Source organism: Peptoniphilus sp. HMSC062D09 (assembly GCF_001811425.1).
In the GTDB taxonomy this organism is placed as follows: domain Bacteria; phylum Bacillota; class Clostridia; order Tissierellales; family Peptoniphilaceae; genus Peptoniphilus_A.
In genome coordinates this window covers 13,940-32,115 of sequence record NZ_KV804690.1, presented here as the reverse complement: position 1 = coordinate 32,115, position 18,176 = coordinate 13,940, and the positions used below count along the sequence as shown (strand labels likewise).

The following is an 18,176-nucleotide window of genomic DNA, read 5'->3' as shown; positions in this document are numbered from 1 at the left end:
TGTTAGTCCAACTTTTGGGGGTCAGTTCAATATAGTAAGGGTATTTATCTTAAAATTTATTTATAAAGAAAATAGTAAGTTTTTTATAGGGATGTTATAAGCGTCCCTATTTTTATATTAATTTTGATTTCAAATTTTAGTTAATTTGTCTGTAAAATTTTATGAGTTTATTTTAACAAAAGTAATTTAATCTTCTTGAATTGTGACTAAATTTTCCTTATCAAGGGCATTTAAGAGATGTATCAATGCGAATTTAATATGATAGTAAGAAAGTCCTCCTTGGAAATATACATAATAAGGCTCTCTCATTGGTCCATCTGCTGAAAGTTCTATGGATGAGCCTTCTATAAAGTCCCCTGCTGCCATTATTACCTTATCATCATATCCTGGCATGTCCCAAGGCATAGGAGTGAATTCTGAGTCAACTGGAGAAGAAAATTGAATGTATTTGCAAAAAGTCTCTAAAATTTCAGGTTTTTTTAGTTCAATTGCTGTTACAATATCGCTTCTTGGGTCATCGCTTGATGGAATAGTTTTAAAGCCCAATTCTTCAAAACATTTTGAAAAAAGCATAGCACCCTTTATTGCATCTTCAACAATTTTTGGGGACATAAAAAGTCCTTGAAGGATTTGTCTTGTCATGCCAAAGCTTAGTCCGCAGTCCTTTCCTATTCCAGGTGCTGTTAAAATATTTGCTGCTCTTTCTACAAGTTCAGCCTTCCCTGCTACATAACCACCTGTGTAGGAAATTCCTCCTCCTGGATTTTTTATAAGTGAACCTGCCATAATATCTATTCCAAGCTCACTTGGTTCAATAAGTTCTGTAAATTCTCCATAGCAATTGTCCACAAAAATTTTTATATTTTTATTTATCCTCTTCACTTCATCAATTGCTTCTTTTAGTTCAGAAATTGTAAAGGCCCTCCTATTTGAATAACCCGTTGACCTTTGCATAATAACAAGAGAAGTGTTTTTTTTAATATAATTTTTGATGCTCTTTACATCGATTTTATTATCTATTAAGGGCACTTCAGAGTATTCATATCCAGTTTTTATTAAAGAGTCAGGGCTGTCCCCCCTTAATCCAATTACTTTTTGAAGCGTATCATAGGGCGTAGAAGTAACAGATAAGAAGTGATCTCCTGGTTTTAATACAGATTTAATTGCCAGTGTAATGGCGTGAGTTCCTGATACAATATTTGACCTCACAAGGCTATCCTCTGTCTTAAAAATTCTGGTGTAGATGCTTTCTACCTTGTCTCTTCCAATATCTCCATAACCATAGCCTGTAGTCCAGTTAAAATCTGTAGATTTTAAACCTTCTTCCTGCATGGCCTTTAAAATCTTAACTTGATTATACTGTGCAATGTCACTAAATTCTTGAAATCTATTTTTTAGTTTTTCTTCATTTTTATTTACAAAATCAATTATTTTTTTATCGATATTGTATTCTTCTTCAAATAATTTGTCGTATATTGTCATCTTTTCTCCTAAACTAATCTACTGTCAATATAATTTTTTATATCAGAAAGTATTGCGTCTGATTCTCTGTCAAACCACTTAATTCTTTTATCTCTTCTAAACCAAGTAAGCTGTCTCTTGGCATAGTGTCGTGAATTTTTTTTAATTAAACCAACCATTTCGTCGAAATCAATCTCACCATCTAAATAAGAAATCACTTCTTTGTAGCCAATAGCCTTAAGTGATTGTGAGTTTTTGTCGAGTCCTTCGTCTAAAAGATTTTTTACTTCATCTATAAGGCCTAAGTCAATCATTTTATCTACTCTTTGGTTAATCTTTTGGTAAAGTTTAGCCCTATCCATATTAAGGCCGATGTAAATTAAATTGTAGTCATTATTTTCTTCTCGAAAATTGTCGCCCTTTTTATTGCCATTTTTTATAATCTCTAAGGCTCTTATAATTCTCTGACCGTTGTTTTTGTGGATTTTTTCTGCCATATTCCTATCTTGATCTTGAAGTTTTTCGTATAAAAATTCGCTTCCTTCTTCCTCTAATATCTCTCTAAGTTCATCTCTATACTCATAGTCTGGCTCAGTCTCTGTAAAATCTAAATTATATACAAGAGAATTGATGTAAAGTCCCGTTCCCCCAACTAAAAAAGGAAGTCCACCTCTATTATTTATGTCAGTAATAATTTTTGTTGCAGAACTTTTAAAATCAGCAACAGTAAAATTATCAGAAGGCTCTATTATATCAATCATGTGGTGAGGGATGCTTGTTTTATCTAAATCAATTTTTGCAGTGCCAATATTTAATTTTTTATAAATTTGCATGGAGTCACTGGAAATTATCTCGCCCTTATATTTTTTTGCGAGTTCTAGGGAAAGTTCTGTCTTCCCTATTCCAGTTGGTCCTGTTATTATAACTAAATTTTCCATTTATTCCCTCAAAAATAATTTTGATATAGTGTGTTTTGATACTTCAACAACAGTAGGTCTGCCATGAGGACAAGTATAGGGATTTTCACAATTTTTTAAGTCCCTAATAAGTGACTCGATTTCCATATCTGATAAGTCATCTCCAGCCTTGACTGATGCCTTGCAGGCCTTTTTCATTATTTTATATAAATCAGCCTCATAATTTGATGAAATCTCCTTGTCTAGAGAATCAATTATATCCCTAATAAAATTTACATAGGTTGGCAAGCCAAAAATCATTGGCACTTCTCTAAGAACTACAGATTTGTCGCCAAAGTCCTCAATTTTAAAACCAAGCTTTGTAAAAAGATCTAAATAATTTAAAATTTTGTCGTATTCCATTTGATTAAGTTCAATTATTTCTGGCTTTAGTAAAATTTGTGAAGTGATCTCACTCTTTAAATACATGTGCAAAAATTTCTCGTAGTTTACTCTTTCGTGGGCAGCGTGTTGATCTACTAGAAAAGTAATGCCCTCTCTTTGATTTTCTAAAAGTATATAAGTCTTAAAGAGAACACCTGCTATTCTTGTATTTAAAAGTTTTTCATCTATATGACTTTTTTCCCTGTTAAATAAAAAGTTTTTTTCTTCATGTTCTTCAGTGAAAAATTTTTCTTCTTCTGGATTTATATCTTCTTTTAAGTTTTCTTTATATAAAACCGCATCTTCATTAAAAGTCTTCTTTAAAGAATCTTCACTTGTTTCTTTTTCTATATCCCAAAGGCTTTTTAAATCTGTATTTCTTTCTTGTTCTTCTGCTTCAATAGACTCTTCTTCAAATATGTCAAAGACACTTACATTTTCCTTTTTATCTTCTATTTCAATTTCTCTAATGCTTCTATTTGGGAAAATTACTTCTTCTACAACTTCAGCCAAAAGAGCAGATAAAATATTTTCATTGGAAATTTTTATTTCATTTTTCTTTGGATGAATATTTACATCAATTAGCTTTGGGTCAATGTCAAGGTATAATACAAAGACTGGATACCTGTTTAGCGGAATTAGAGAGTGATAATTTTTTTCCACTGCCCTTGATATGTTAATGTTTCTTATAAATCTTCCGTTTACAAAAATATATTGGCTGTCTCTATTTGACCTAAAGAGTTTGTTGTCAGAGAAAAACCCCTTAATCTTATAATTCTCTGATTCAAAAGACCTTTCATTTAAAGAAGATGCAATTTCTGAACCTAAAATACTAAAAATTCTATTAATGGGATCCTTGTCGCTTCCTGTATTTAAAATAATTTTTCCATCTCTTATAAGAGTAAATTTTATATTATTGTTACTTAGGGCAATTTTTTGTACAATGTCAATTATATTATTTATCTCAGTTAAATCTTTTCGCAAAAATTTTTTTCTAACTGGGGTATTGTAAAAGACATCACTTATGACAAAGGTCGTGCCCTTGGGCATACCAACTTTATTTTTCTTTATAATTTTTCCATTTTCAATTAAGAGAGAATTACCTGCAAGGTCCTCTTCCCTCTTTGTCATAAGTTTGATTTTTGAAATATTTGAAATGCTTGCAAGAGCTTCTCCACGGAAACCTAGTGTCCTTATTTTTTCTAGGTCTTCAATTTTTTCTAGCTTTGATGTGGAGTGGCGAAGAAAGGCCACTTCAAGGTCATCTTCAGAAAAGCCAGAGCCATTGTCTGACACCTTAATATAGTCAGTGCTCTCCCCTCTTATTTCAACGAGAATGTCATCTGCACCTGCATCAATAGAATTTTCCACTAATTCCTTCACTATTGAGGCAGAGTTTTCAATTATTTCTCCTGCAGCTATTTTTGAAATAGTTGCTTCATCTAAAAGTCTAATCATTGCAACTCCTTAGATTTATTTACAATTTCATTTAACAAATTAAAGGATTCCATGGGACTTATTTCGAGAATATTTATTTCCTTTAACTTGTCTATGAAGTTCATTATTTCTGGATTATTATTTTCTTCTCTAATATATTCTTTATTTAAGTCAATGCTTATATCTTCATTTTCCTTTTCAATTACATACAATACTTCTTTGGCTCTATTAATTATAGTATCATCGATACCTGCAAGCTTTGCAACATCGATGCCATAGGAATTATTTGTAAAACCTTTTATTATTTTTCTTAAGAAAATTATTTCGTCATCTTGCCTATCAACTGCAATAGTTAAATTTTCTACTGAATCATATTTTTCTTCGAGATGAACAAGTTCGTGGTAGTGGGTTGCAAAAAGAGTTTTTGCTTTAATATTTTCTGCAATGTATTCGATTATTGCATTTGCTATGGCAAGACCATCAAAGGTACTAGTTCCCCTGCCAACTTCATCCAAAATAAGTAAGGATTTTGGCGTTGCATTGTCGATAATATCGGCAACTTCTTGCATCTCAACCATAAAGGTAGATTGTCCCTTGGAGAGATTATCGCTAGCACCAATTCTTGTAAAAATTCTATCTACAAGCGAAATATTTGCACTGTCACAGGGTACGAAGGATCCTATATGAGCCATAATAGTTATTAGGGCAACCTGTCTCATATAAGTAGACTTCCCTGCCATATTTGGGCCAGTGATTATGTGGATCATATGCTTATCAGTGTCAATAAAAGTGTCATTTGGAACGAAAAAATCATCCTTCATGTAAGTTTCCACTATTGGATGTCGTCCATTTTTTATTTCAATAAAGCCTTCTTGGTTAAAGTCTGGTCTTACATAATTGTTTAAATTAGAAACTTTTGCCAGTGACAAAATTGAGTCTAAATTCGAAAGTTTGTCTGCTAAAATTTGTATCCTATAAATTTCTCCTGCAATATAGTCCTTTAAACCATTATATATTTCAGCTTGTAATGTCAAAGCTCTCTCTTTAGATCCAAGGAGCTTTCCTTCCATGTCCTTTAATTCAAGGGAGAAAAATCTTTCTGAGCCAACTAAGGTTTGCTTTCTAATGTAATCATCTGGAACTTCATCTAAAAAAGATTTAGTAACTTCAATAAAATATCCAAGAATTTTATTGTGTTTAACCTTTAATTTTTTTATTCCAGTTCTTTCTCTCTCTTTGTTTTCAAAATCCAGTAACCAGTTCTTGCCTTCAGTAGCAATTTTAAAGAGCTCATCTAAGTCCTCAGAATATCCTTCTTTAATTATCCTGTTTTCTTCTATTACCACAGGAGGATTTTCAATTAAAAGGGCATCTATTTTTTCAAAAATATCACTTAAATCTATAAATTCTCTTGCCAAAGAATTTAAATAATCATTCTTGTAAATTTCTAAAATTTCTTTTATTTTCTTAGAATTTATAATTGTATTTTTAAGAGAATAAACTTCACGAGGATTTACACTTCCATTGGAAATTTTTACTACAAGCCTTTCAATGTCATAGACTTCTTTTAAGATTTTTTCTAATTTGTCTTGAAGAAGCAAGTCTCTCGTAAAGGCTTCTATTAAATTTTGTCTCTCATAAATTTTATTTAAATTTACCAGTGGACTTTCCACCCATTTTTTTAACTTACGAGAACCCATAGAGGTGCTGCACTTGTCAAGTACGTCTAATAGGGAACCCTTTTTGCTAAAAGTATTAAGTCCTTTTACTACTTCAAGTGTTCTCTTTGAGCTTTCGTCTAAGATTAAATAATCAAAATTATTATAGAGTTTAATATTATTTATGTGCTTTAAATTAATTTTTTGAGTAACAACCAAGTACTGTAAAATTTTTTTTAATGATGTGTAATCAGAAATATTATTTGATGACAAGAAATTTTTTAAATTTTCTTTGAAATTTTCACTAAAATATTCCCCAAGATCTTTAAATAAATTGGTTTCCCTTAAATTATCTGAAAGATAGGGATTTACAAAAATATTATCTCCTTTTATTTTCTCCTTAAACTTTGCAGTAACTTCATCATTTAATAAAATTTCATTGGGACTAATTCTATCGATTTCATCTTGTAAGAAATTATACAATTCGGACTTTGACAAAAAAGTTTTTTCTGTAAAATAAATTTCTCCTGTTGAATAATCTGAATATGTTAAATTTAAAGAATAGCCGTGAATAAAAATTGAAAGAAGATAATTATTCAAGTCACTCTTTAAATATTCAGTGTCCGTAAAGGTTCCCGGAGTAATAATTTGAGTTACTTCTCTTTTAACTATGCCCTTGGCGAATTTTGGGTCTTCCATTTGGTCGCAAATGGCAACCTTATAGCCCTTATTTATTAATTTTGAAATATATCCTGATGCCACATGATATGGAACTCCACACATAGGAGCCTTTTCTTCAAGACCTGCATCTCTTTTTGTGAGAGTTATTTCAAGTTCTCTTGATGCAAGAAGTGCATCGTCAAAGAACATTTCATAGAAATCGCCAAGCCTAAAAAATAAAATTGCATCAGGATTCTCATCCTTTACAGCAAGATATTGCTGCATCATAGGAGTTAATTTTTCACGATTCAATTCTTTCACCTACTAGAGAAAAACTATTTGCTTCTGTTACCTTAACTTTTAAAATTTTTCCAATATCATTTTTATTTCCCTTGAAATTTATTAGTTTAAATTCATCATTTCTTCCACTAACATTGGTATCGTCCTTTTTTGAGAAATCTTCAACAAGTACATCTACATCTTTTCCAATAAAAGCTTTATTTTTCTTTTCTTGAATTGGATATAAAATATCTAAAAGTCTCTCAAACCTCTCATGTTTAACTTTATCAGGGACTTGTTCCATTCTTGCGGCAGGAGTATTTTCCCTCATGGAATAAATAAAAGTAAAGGCTGTGTCATACTCAACTTTTTTAACTAAATCTAAGGTGTCAAGAAAATCTTCTTCACTTTCACCAGGAAAACCAACCATTATGTCTGTGGAAAGGGCAATGTTTGGATTAACACTTTTTACCTTATCTATCTTTCTTAGATAATCTTCTTTTGTGTATTTTCTGTTCATCATCTTAAGAACTCTTGATGAGCCAGCTTGAACTGGAAGATGTAAGAAATTACAAAGTTTATCTAAGTTTTTAAAGGAATAAATTAATTCATCAGAAATATCCTTTGGATGGGATGTCATAAATCTTATTCTCTCTATTCCCTTTATGTCATTAATTTCTTCAAGAAGATTTGCAAAGGAATATTTATCGTCAAAAGTTTTTCCGTAAGAATTTACATTTTGACCAATGAGAGTTACTTCCTTAGTTCCATTTTTTGCAAGCTCCTCAATTTCTCTTATTATTTCGTGAGGTCTTCTGCTTGTCTCTCTTCCTCTTGTGTAAGGAACTATGCAATAGGAACAGAAATTGTTGCAGCCATACATAATATTCACATAAGACTTAAAATTATAAAGTCTATTTGCGCCTAGAGAATTATCTATGCTAAGTGGATTTTCTTCGATGTCCATGGCAAGTTTTTTGCCATGATAAGATGCCTTTAAAAGTTCTGGGAGTTTCCAAATATTATTTGTTCCAAAGATAATATCCACATTGGGAAATTTTTCTATAACATAATTTCTTGATTCTTCTCTTTGCATCATGCAGCCACAAACTGCAACTTTTATATTTTTTTTCTTAGACTTTAAATTTTTTAAATTTCCAAGTTGACCGTAGACCTTATCTTCTGCAGAGTGTCTTACTGAGCAAGTATTTAAAATTATTAAATCAGCATCTTCAACTTCATTTACAAAGCTGTAGCCCATTTTTTCAAGGAGCCAAGTTATTTTTTCAGAATCGTGCTCATTCATTTGGCAGCCATGAGTTATGACAAGGGCTTTCTTTTCATCAATATTTTCTTTTATATCCCTAATGTACTCATTTACATTGTTATTTATATCGTTAATTAATTCTTTATTTTCCATTTACATCCTCATTTCGTATCTTTATATTATACCTGAAAAACAGCCTATTTATCAAGAAAAGAGTATGCATAGGCATACTCTTAAGACATAATACTATTTAAATATCTAGCAACATATACTCCGCAGGCAGAAGCTTGTGAAAGTGAATGAGTGGCACCTCCACCATCGCCAACTACAAAGAGACCGTCAACTGAAGTTTCAAAATTTGAATCAGTTTCAACTCTTGAATTATAAAATTTAACTTCAACTCCATATAAAAGTGTATCGTCATTTGCAGTTCCTGGAGCAATTTTATCTAAGGCATAAATCATCTCTATAATTGAGTCAAGTTGTCTCTTAGGAATTACAAGGGACAAATCACCGGGGGTTGCCTTTAATGTTGGCTCAGTAAAGCATTTAAGCATTCTTCTCTTATCAGATCTTCTTCCCTTAACCAAATCTCCAAATCTTTGTAAAAGAACTCCTCCTCCAAGCATATTGCTAAGTTTTGCTATTGATTCGCCATATTCGTTGGAATCTTTAAAGGGTTCTGTAAAAGTATTGCTAACTAAAAGAGCAAAGTTTGTGTTCTCAGATTGAAGTTTAGGGTCAGCATAAGAATGCCCATTTACAGTTATAATGCCGTTAGTGTTTTCAGCCACTACTTGTCCATAAGGATTCATGCAAAAAGTCCTTACAAGGTCATTGTAGCCCTTAGTTTGATAAACTATTTTTGACTCATAGACTGCATCTGTTATGTGTTTAAAAACCTCTGCAGGTAGTTCAACCCTAACACCAATATCAACTTGGTTTGAAAATAAATTAATATTAAATTTTTTGCAAACTTCTGAAATCCATTTAGAGCCACTTCTTCCTGAAGCAAGAACTAATTTGTCACAGTAAAAAGTTTCACCCTTGTCAGTAGTAAGTTTAAAGTCTTCATTTTTTTCAACATCAACTATTGTGGTGTTAAAAATTATTTCCACTTTATCCTTAGTCCACTCATAAATTTTTTCTAGGATTTTCACATTTCTATCTGTGCCAAAGTGTCTAACCTTGGCATCTAGCAAGTGTAGGTCATGTTTTAAGGCAAGAGTTTTTAAATTTGATGCACTTGTTTCATAAAGTTTTGAATTTCCACCGTCAAATTTGCATAGAACAGAGTCAACATATTCCATTAGTTCAATTGACTCTTCTTTTCCAAGGTAGTCATGCATTTGTCCACCAAAATTTGTTGTAATATTATATTTTCCATCAGATAAAGTACCAGCTCCACCATAACCATTCATGATATTGCAAGGTTTGCATCCAATACAGCTTTCAACTTGTCCAGTTTTTATTGGACACTGTCTTTTATAAATTGTATTGCCCTTGTCTATTACCAGTACCTTTAAATCTGAATTTAACTTTTTAAATTCGTAAGAGGCAAAGACGCCACTTGCGCCTGAACCAACTATTATTACATCATATTTATTCAAATTATTTCTCCTTGCTAAAGATAGCCATAAAATCATTGAACCTCTTTGGAAATTCATCAACAATTTCAAGTTCTTCACCTGTAATTGGGTGAATAAATCTAAGTTTATAAGCGTGTAAAAGCTGCTTATTAATTTTATATTTATTTTTTATGCCATATGTCTTATCACCAACAACTGGATGATTTACATAGGATAAATGCACTCTAATCTGATGAGTTCTACCAGTATGTAGCCTGACATCTAAGAGAGTAAATTTATCAAAGTTTTTTACAACATGAAAGCTTGTAGAGGCATTCTTAGAATTTTCTTCAACAACTTTCATTTTAATTCGATTATTGGGATCCCTTCCAATGGGTGCATCTACATCAAAGTCCTCATAGATATTACCATGGACTATTGCCAAATAATGTTTTTCGATTTCTCGATACTTAAACATATCCACCAGTTTATAATAAGCCTCATCTTTTTTTGCAATAATCATAAGACCAGATGTATCCTTATCAAGCCTATGTACGATGCCAGGTCTACCTTCATCTATTGGGTTAGATAGATTTTTAAATTTATAAAGTAAACCATTAACAAGAGTTCCACTTTTATTTCCTGCACCTGGATGGACTACTAAGTCCTGGGGCTTTGAAATTACAGCAAGATATTCGTCCTCATAAATTATGTTAAAATCAATATTTTCTGGAAGAAGTTTTTCCTCATCTTCAAAGGAAACTGTAATGGTGTCCCCTTCCCTTAAACTATATCCTGCCTTTACAATTTTTCCATTTAATAAAATATTTCCCGATTCAATATGTTTTTTTATTTGCGATCTATTTATTTCAAGTTTTTGATCTAAAAATTTATCAAGTCTAGAATCAACATCAAGAGTACTCACTAGAAAAGTATTTTTGTACATAATTCACCTTTTATTGTCGTGAAGAACTATTCCAATGGAAATTAAAATTGTTCCAAGAACAATAAACATATCGGCAAAATTAAAAATTGCAAAATCATGACCAAAGAACCTCATGCTAATAAAGTCAACAACATAGTGAAGTCTAATTCTGTCTATAAAGTTTCCAATAGTTCCTCCAATAAGAAGACTGAAACTAACTAAATAAATAAAGGGAACCTTATTATAATTTCTAATTAAAAATACAATTAAAAACAATAAAACTAGGATAGTTATAACTGTAAATAGAGATCTAAATCCTTGTAAAATTCCAAAGGCTGCACCTCTATTCTCTATGTAATAGAGTTTCAAAAAGTTGTCAATTAATACAACTGGATTTTTATTTGCAATATTTGTAACCACCAAATATTTTGTAAACTGATCTATAATTATTAAAATAATGCTAAAAATAGCAACGAACATAGTATCTCCTTACTTATTTAATCTCACTAAAACTACAAAATTGCCCCTCTTAGTGCTTCCTTCAACTTCAAAAATTCTAAATCTTCCATATTTTCTAAGGGAAACCAAGTCACCTTCCTCAAGCTCAAAGTGAGATCTTGTCTCCTTGGCAAAATTGACTTTTACAAGTTCACCATCTATCATCTTTTTAACCTTTGATCTCGATAGATTAAAGACCTTAGAGATTAAATTATCTAATCTAAAGGAAGAGACAACAATTTTTTTGTAGTCATATTCCTTTTTTGGGAGATCAGAAATTTTATCTTCACGACTGAGGACAATATTGTATTTAGATATTTTTGTGAGGTTTATTTCTATAAAGTTTGCAATTTCTCTTTTAACAAAAAAATAAGTGAATTTTTCTCCAATTAAAATATCACCTATTTTTTGTCTGTCTATACTTAGGCCTAAAATAGATCCTAGTACATCGCCATGTTTAATTTTTTCATTAGATTCAAATTTAAATAAGACAATATCATCTGCATCATTTTCACATTTATAACTAGGATAAATATAAATGATGCAGGATTCACTGTCACCGTATCCCCCATCAATTTCATAGGAGATTTCATCTTTAAACCTATTTAAAATGGAAATAGACAAATTAATCTCATGAGGATTTAAAAAATCTGTTGACTCAGTAATATGACTCTTCATTACAGATTCCATTTTGTCAATAACTTTCCTTATAGTAGTCCTTTCCTCAGGCCTATTAATATGATTAATTAAATCTATTCTGTTTAAATTTACCAAGGAAACATTCCATTGTTTTTAAGTTGCTCTTTTAATCCATCAATTTCAACATTGTTTGGTGCCAAGATAAAAATATCTTTGTTAACTTTTTGCATCTTTCCATCAAGTGCGTAAAGAGCTCCACTTACAAAATCAAAAATTTGTCGCTTAACATCAACATCAAGTTGTTCAAAGTTAAGTACTACAGCCTTGAAATCTCTTAAATCATCAACTATAAGTGGTGATTCATCATAAGAAAGTGGCTCATGAACTGTAATAATCATATTGCTTGTTGATACTCTTGGTTTAGCCTTAGTATGAGTGATGTTCTTTGGTGCATAAGTAGGTTCTACAACCTCTGCTTCCTTTACATCATCTTCAAAATCTTCGTCAAAATCTTCGTATTCATATTCATCTGCAAAGCCAAAGATTTTCTTTAGTTTGTCCATAGTTTTTTCTGCCATAATATCCTCCTAATTATAATTTCTATTTCCAAATAATTTAGAACCAACTCTGATCATATTGGATCCTTCTTTGATTGCCAATTTAAAATCATGGCTCATCCCCATTGATAAATATTTCATCTCAAGTCCATCATAGTTTTTTGATGCAATATTTTCAAACATTATATTCATCTTCTCAAATAATTTTCTCAGCAAAGTTTCATCAGAACTATTTGGAGCAATAGCCATAAGCCCCTTAATATTAATATTTTTGTAATCTAAAAGCTCATAAATAAAATCTTCAGTATCTTCATATTTTATTCCTGATTTAGTCTCTTCATTGCCAATATTTATTTGCACAAGACAATTTACCTTGATGTCATCTTTTTCTGCTCTCTTATTAATTTCTTTAGCTAATTTTATTCTATCCAGTGATTGAATTAGTTCTACTTTGTCATAAATATATTTTACTTTATTAGTCTGTAAATTGCCAATCAAATGAAAATTTATTTTATTATTTTTTAACTTTTCTTCAATTTCTTTATCTTCTATCTTTGAAACAAGTTCTTGAACCTTATTTTCGCCAAAATCCATGACACCAAGTTGGTTAAAAACCTTTATCATTTCTACTGGATGGGTCTTTGATACAGCAATGAGTTTGACATCTCTTTTAAAATTAGAATTAGCCTTTGCTATTTCTATATCTTCATAAAGTTTTTTTAAATTGTCTTCTAAATTCAAAATATCACCTCAATTTAAGATTCTTGACTCATCTACAGTTTTTGGATTTATTACTATGGCGTCGTTAACAGTTACAGTTTTATAACTTTTATCGCCAATGCTAATAACTGATTCTTTATTTCCCTTGTTGATAAAGACATAATCATTAGTCTCACTTACTATCTCAACAGGCACAAATTTTACAAGCCCCTTGATTTCTTGTACATATACTCCAGTAAGACTATCTCTTTCTATAAGTGTTGACTTTGGTATTTCAAAGCCCTTAGTTTTATTTACAATAATTTTGCCATCATGAATCCTATTAGAATACATATTTTCAAAATATCTATCTAGGCTAACAATAATTACAGCATGATTATTATCTTTATTTATTTTTTCCACTATACCATAAATATCTTCAATTTCTGGAATTTGTATTTTAACAGAATCTCCAAGATTATAATTTGAAATTTGTGATACATTGTTAATAGTGCAGGCAACTTTCCAATTTAAATTATTTACTATTTTAAAAAGCGGATCTCCATTTTTTACCTTGGTTTCCATTTCTAAACTTTTAAAGTTGTAGTTTTTATTTAAGTATTTATAAGTAAACTTGTCTAAATTGTCGATTTTAAAATAATCTTCATTGTCATCAATTTTATAAGTAACTATACCACTAAATTCTGCTAGATAAGAAAAATTAAATTTAGAAATTTTTTCTTCTAAGTCTCTTTCCTTAAGCAAAAGAGTATCCTCTGACAGTTCAAGATATTCCTTTAATTCAGCTTCATTAATATTTTCTTGAGAAGCTTCATCTGATGAATTTATATCAAAATAAACCCCAGAATAATTCTTATTTTTTATTTGTTCTTGAAGATTTTTTGTGAAACTCAAAGAATTTTCTTTTTCTACAGGTTCAATTCCCTTTTTTATCTTAATTGCTGCCTTAACTTTATTTAGTTCATCCTTTAAAGAGGATACATCTTCCATTAAATTTAAATTTGCAACTTCATAACCTACAGGCACTTTTTGTCCTTCACTAGCATGAAATACTACAATCCCATCTCCTTTTGAAAAATAAGCTTTTTCATCAAAGAGATTGTAAATTTTTGTATCAATATCCTTTTCAAAAGTGGTCAAAGTTGGAAAAATTGTTTTATAATTATTTACTCTGCTTCCTCTTATTAATCTTGCAAAAAATAAAATTAAAATTAAAAAAATTAAAAGAGCCAGTATCCTTCTCTTGAAAAATTTATTTTTTTTAAAAAAACTGTTCAAAAAACCACCTATTCATCAAATAATTATATCACAAACTCCTGCAATATGTTATTATTCGAAGAAGATTTGCTCTATTTCGTCCTTATTTTTTCTAGTCATTAAATCAAACACAGCTTTATTTGGATCGTAACCTTCATATAAAACTTGGTAAAGTGCACTTGTTATTGGCATTTCTATGTTTTTAAGCTGAGAAAGTTTATAAGCAGACTTAACAGTCTTAACTCCCTCAACTACTTGGCCAACTTCCTTGCAGGCTTCTTCCATTGATTTACCTTGACCAATGAATATTCCTGCTCTTCTATTTCTAGAGTGCATACTTGTGCAGGTTACTATTAAGTCACCAATGCCAGATAGTCCATTGAAGGTGTGTGGGTTTGCACCCATAGCAATGCCTAGTTTACTCATTTCATAAATTCCACGAGTCATTAGTGCTGCCTTTGAGTTATCTCCATAACCTAGACCATCATTCATACCTGCAGCAAGAGCAATAATATTTTTTAAAGCTCCACCTATTTCAACCCCGATTAAATCAGGATTTGTGTAAATTCTAAAAATTGAAGTAGAAAATTCGTGTTGAATAGTTACTGCAGCCCTTGTATCTAAGGAAGAAGCTACAAGAGTTGTTGGAATATCCTTTCCTACTTCTTCAGCGTGAGATGGTCCAGAAAGAGCTACAAAGGGATTGTCCTTTAAAATTTCTGATGAAATTTCTGAAATCCTATCGAGAGTTTCAAGTTCAAATCCCTTTGATAAGTTGACAATTATTGTCTCCTTTGAAATTTTTCCCTTAATTCTTTCTAAAATTTCTCTAGTGCTAGAAGTTGGTACTGCAATAACAAATACTTCAATATTTTCAAGAACGGAATCTAAGTCATTAGTAAGGTTTATTTCATTTTTAAATTTTGCTCCTGGAAGATATTTTGAATTTTCTTTATTTTTCTTTATATCATCAATTACAGCTTGATTTCTAATGTAAAAATTTACCTTATGTCCTTTATTTGATAGAAGCCTAGCAATGGCAGTACCCCAGCTTCCACCACCACATAGTGTAATATTCATTTCCTACCTCCTATTTTATTTTCATTTCCTGCTATTAATCTCTTGATGTTATCCTTATGTCTTATTATTCCTATTAAGGCAATAATATCAATTAAAATAATATTATAAGTATTAAGGTCTGACATAAAAGTGTAGACAATAATAATTGAAATAAAAAATAAAATTGAACCAACTGAAACTATTTTTGTTAGAAGAGTTCCAAGCACCCATACAATATAACATATTAAGGTAAGGGGAAAATTAAAAAGAGCTAAGGCGCCTAGACTTGTAGCAACTCCCTTTCCACCTCTAAAATTCATGTAAAAGGGAAAATCGTGACCAATTACAGCTCCAAGTATTCCCAGTGGAATAAGGTTTCTCCCGAAAAATTTTCCAATTATAAAAGTTACTGCTACTCCCTTTAAAAAATCAATAATAAAAGTTGTAACACCAGCTTTTTTCCCAAGAACTCTCATGGCATTAGTCGTGCCAGCATTACCTGAACCATACTTTCTAATATCTTTATTTAGAAATAATTCCCCTATAATATAGGAACCAGAAATCGTGCCAATCAAATAAGATATAATTAAAACTAAGAAATAATTCATCTTCTTGGTCCTTTGTCAGCTCTTGGACTAACTCTGTTTTTTAACTCCAATATTATTGGAGTGCCATCAAAGGAATAGGTATCTCTAATTTGATTTTCAATATATCTCAAATAGGAGAAGTGGAATAATTCCTTGTCATTAACAGAAAGTAAAAACTTTGGAGGTCTAACACTTACTTGAGAACCATAGTAGAGCTTTCCTCTCTTGCCCTTGTCTGATGGCGGTTGATTCATAAGAACTGCTCTGTTTAAAATATCGTTTAATACGCCAGTTTGAATTCTGTGGTTGTAATTGTTGTTTACCACTTCAATTAAATCTAAAAATTCATTTACTCTTTGACCAGTTTTAGCTGATATAAATATTATTGGAGCATATAAGACAAAAGGAAGTTGATTCCTTATTTCCTTTTCAAAGTTTTTCATTGTCTTTGTCTCTTTTTCAAGAGCATCCCACTTATTTACTGCAATAATAATTGCCTTATTATTGTCATGGGCATATCCAACAATTTTAGAATCTTGTTCAGTTACGCCTTCTAGTGCATCAATCATAAGTACACAGACATTTGATCTTTCAATTGCAGTAAGAGTTCTTATTACAGAATATCTCTCAACACCTGGTACAATTTTTTTCTTTTTTCTTAGTCCAGCAGTGTCAACAAAAACATATTCATTGTCCTTGTATTTAATTAAAGAGTCAATTGAATCTCTAGTAGTGCCGGGAATATCTGTAACTATAGACCTGTTTTCTCCAGTTAAATAATTTAGAAAAGAGGACTTGCCAACATTTGGTTTACCTATTAAGGTAACCCTTATAAGATCATCATCTTCTATATCATCCACTGGCGTAAAACCACTTACAACTTCGTCAAGCAAGTCCCCTACACCAGTGCCTTGTTCAGCACTTATGCCAATGGGATTTCCTAAACCTAATTCATAAAAATCAAAAATATTTTCCCTTGTTATTTTTGAATCGTATTTATTTACAGCTAAAACAACTTTAGTTTTTGTTTTTCTGAGAAATTGTGAAATTTCTACATCTGTTGGATTTAAACCCTCAGCACCATCTACTAAAAATATTACAACATCAGAAGTTTCTAGTGCCATATCGATTTGTGCCTTGATGCTAGACATAAATATATCTTCGTCTTTTAAATCAAGTCCACCTGTATCAACAAGTAAAAATTTATAATTAAGCCAAGATGCAGGTTGATAGATTCTATCTCTAGTTACACCTGGAGTATCTTCAGTTATAGAAACTTTTCTTCCTACTATTTTGTTAAATAAAGTAGATTTGCCTACATTTGGTCTGCCAATTATTGAAACTATGGGCATTTCCATATAATCACCCCTATTTAAGTAATTATAACAAATTAAATTATTAGATTCAATTTACTATTTACAATTGAGAATAAAAAAACTCCATAGTATAATTAGCTTGGTGATAAAATGGCGAAAGTTTTAAACAATATAAAAGATGCTAAAGATTTAATGAATCTATCCTTATTCACTGGCGCATTATTAATTCAAAATGGAGCAGAATCTTATAGGGCTGAAGATACAATCGAAAGGATTTGTAAATCGGTCTCTAATATTTCTAATGTTTCAGCCTACGCTCTACCCTCTGCAATTTTTATTTCAATGGAGTTTGATGGGGAAACTCTTAGCAATTTTAGAAAAATTACAATTTCAGATACAAATTTATATAAAATCGACTGTGTAAATTCTTTTTCAAGAGAATTTGTCTCACGGGATCTTTCAATTAAGGAAGGCTATGAAAGACTTTTTGAAATTGATGCCGCTGAAGAAAATCCAAAGAAAATATATTTTTCTGGTGGCATTGCTTCCTCTTTCTTCACACTTTTATTTGGTGGCGACTTAAAGGACTTCCTCGCAAGTTTTCTTATTGGCATATTAATCCCCATAATTCTTGAAAAACTTAGCTACTTTAAACTTTCTTTTTTCATAAATAATATTCTTTGCGCCTTCATTACATCAGTCCTAGCAATTATTTGTGTACAATTTGGTTTCGGCTCAAACATTGACAACATAATCATTGGTGTAATAATGCTTTTAGTTCCTGGCGTTGCCATAACAAACTCTGTGAGAGATATAATGAGCGGCGAATTTATAACAGGTGCTATTACTATGATTAAAGCTTTCTTTATAGCACTTGCCATAGCCTTTGGCGTGGGCGTTGGCTTAAAAATTATGAGGTTTATAATATGAAGACACTCTCACAATTTT

General features: G+C 30.9%; 16 protein-coding genes. 1 reads left to right on the top strand and 15 read right to left on the bottom strand.

Translation table 11 applies throughout. The features are described from left to right. Positions 1-186: 186 nt before the first annotated feature. From HMPREF2801_RS01695 to der, 15 genes are all read right to left on the bottom strand, one after another. Positions 187-1,482: a methionine gamma-lyase family protein gene (locus HMPREF2801_RS01695; RefSeq protein WP_070610283.1), complete on the bottom strand. Its 1,296-nt coding sequence runs from the start codon at positions 1,480-1,482 to the stop codon at positions 187-189. An 8-nt stretch (positions 1,483-1,490) separates the two neighbouring features. Further along, the gene (miaA, locus tag HMPREF2801_RS01690; RefSeq protein ID WP_070610282.1) at positions 1,491-2,399 is read right to left on the bottom strand and encodes a tRNA (adenosine(37)-N6)-dimethylallyltransferase MiaA; all 909 of its coding nucleotides are present in this window, start codon (positions 2,397-2,399) and stop codon (positions 1,491-1,493) included. Further along, positions 2,400-4,259 carry a DNA mismatch repair endonuclease MutL gene (gene mutL, locus HMPREF2801_RS01685; RefSeq protein WP_070610281.1) on the bottom strand — a complete coding sequence of 620 codons (1,860 nt, stop codon included), beginning with the start codon at positions 4,257-4,259 and terminating at the stop codon, positions 2,400-2,402. Then, positions 4,256-6,868, bottom strand: coding sequence for a DNA mismatch repair protein MutS (gene mutS / locus HMPREF2801_RS01680; RefSeq protein WP_070610280.1), 2,613 nt, complete (start codon positions 6,866-6,868; stop codon positions 4,256-4,258). The genes mutL and mutS overlap by 4 nt, the downstream gene beginning before the upstream one ends. Further along, on the bottom strand, positions 6,858-8,255 hold the full coding sequence (gene miaB / locus HMPREF2801_RS01675) for a tRNA (N6-isopentenyl adenosine(37)-C2)-methylthiotransferase MiaB (protein WP_070610279.1): 1,398 nt from the start codon (positions 8,253-8,255) through the stop codon (positions 6,858-6,860). The genes mutS and miaB overlap by 11 nt, the downstream gene beginning before the upstream one ends. Positions 8,256-8,335: 80 nt before the next feature. Beyond that, on the bottom strand, positions 8,336-9,712 hold the full coding sequence (locus tag HMPREF2801_RS01670; RefSeq protein WP_070610284.1) for an NAD(P)/FAD-dependent oxidoreductase: 1,377 nt from the start codon (positions 9,710-9,712) through the stop codon (positions 8,336-8,338). Between the two features lies 1 nt (position 9,713). Continuing rightward, on the bottom strand, positions 9,714-10,616 hold the full coding sequence (locus HMPREF2801_RS01665; protein ID WP_070610278.1) for an RluA family pseudouridine synthase: 903 nt from the start codon (positions 10,614-10,616) through the stop codon (positions 9,714-9,716). A gap of 3 nt (positions 10,617-10,619) precedes the next feature. Beyond that, entirely contained in the window at positions 10,620-11,075 is a 456-nt protein-coding gene (lspA, locus tag HMPREF2801_RS01660; protein WP_070610277.1) for a signal peptidase II, read from the bottom strand. Positions 11,076-11,084: 9 nt separating this feature from the next. Further along, positions 11,085-11,771, bottom strand: a complete 687-nt coding sequence (locus tag HMPREF2801_RS01655; protein ID WP_246829957.1) for a YlmH family RNA-binding protein — start codon at positions 11,769-11,771, stop codon at positions 11,085-11,087. A gap of 89 nt (positions 11,772-11,860) precedes the next feature. Further along, positions 11,861-12,310: a cell division protein SepF gene (locus tag HMPREF2801_RS01650; RefSeq protein WP_019124448.1), complete on the bottom strand. Its 450-nt coding sequence runs from the start codon at positions 12,308-12,310 to the stop codon at positions 11,861-11,863. Between the two features lie 9 nt (positions 12,311-12,319). After that, positions 12,320-13,030 (bottom strand): YggS family pyridoxal phosphate-dependent enzyme, encoded by a 711-nt coding sequence (locus HMPREF2801_RS01645; RefSeq protein WP_070610275.1) that lies wholly within the window; start codon positions 13,028-13,030, stop codon positions 12,320-12,322. Positions 13,031-13,039: 9 nt separating this feature from the next. Then, positions 13,040-14,287: a biotin/lipoyl attachment domain-containing protein gene (locus HMPREF2801_RS01640; protein WP_070610274.1), complete on the bottom strand. Its 1,248-nt coding sequence runs from the start codon at positions 14,285-14,287 to the stop codon at positions 13,040-13,042. Positions 14,288-14,338: 51 nt separating this feature from the next. Beyond that, positions 14,339-15,346: an NAD(P)H-dependent glycerol-3-phosphate dehydrogenase gene (locus HMPREF2801_RS01635; RefSeq protein ID WP_070610273.1), complete on the bottom strand. Its 1,008-nt coding sequence runs from the start codon at positions 15,344-15,346 to the stop codon at positions 14,339-14,341. Continuing rightward, positions 15,343-15,933 (bottom strand): glycerol-3-phosphate 1-O-acyltransferase PlsY, encoded by a 591-nt coding sequence (plsY, locus tag HMPREF2801_RS01630; protein WP_070610272.1) that lies wholly within the window; start codon positions 15,931-15,933, stop codon positions 15,343-15,345. Before plsY ends, HMPREF2801_RS01635 begins: the two co-directional genes overlap by 4 nt. Beyond that, on the bottom strand, positions 15,930-17,270 hold the full coding sequence (der, locus tag HMPREF2801_RS01625) for a ribosome biogenesis GTPase Der (RefSeq protein ID WP_070610271.1): 1,341 nt from the start codon (positions 17,268-17,270) through the stop codon (positions 15,930-15,932). The genes plsY and der overlap by 4 nt, the downstream gene beginning before the upstream one ends. 108 nt (positions 17,271-17,378) lie before the next feature. On the opposite strand from der, the gene HMPREF2801_RS01620 reads away from it, so the two are divergent. Next, complete coding sequence (locus tag HMPREF2801_RS01620) at positions 17,379-18,158, top strand: threonine/serine exporter family protein (protein WP_070610270.1); 780 nt, start codon at positions 17,379-17,381, stop codon at positions 18,156-18,158. The last annotated feature ends 18 nt before the right edge of the window (positions 18,159-18,176 follow it).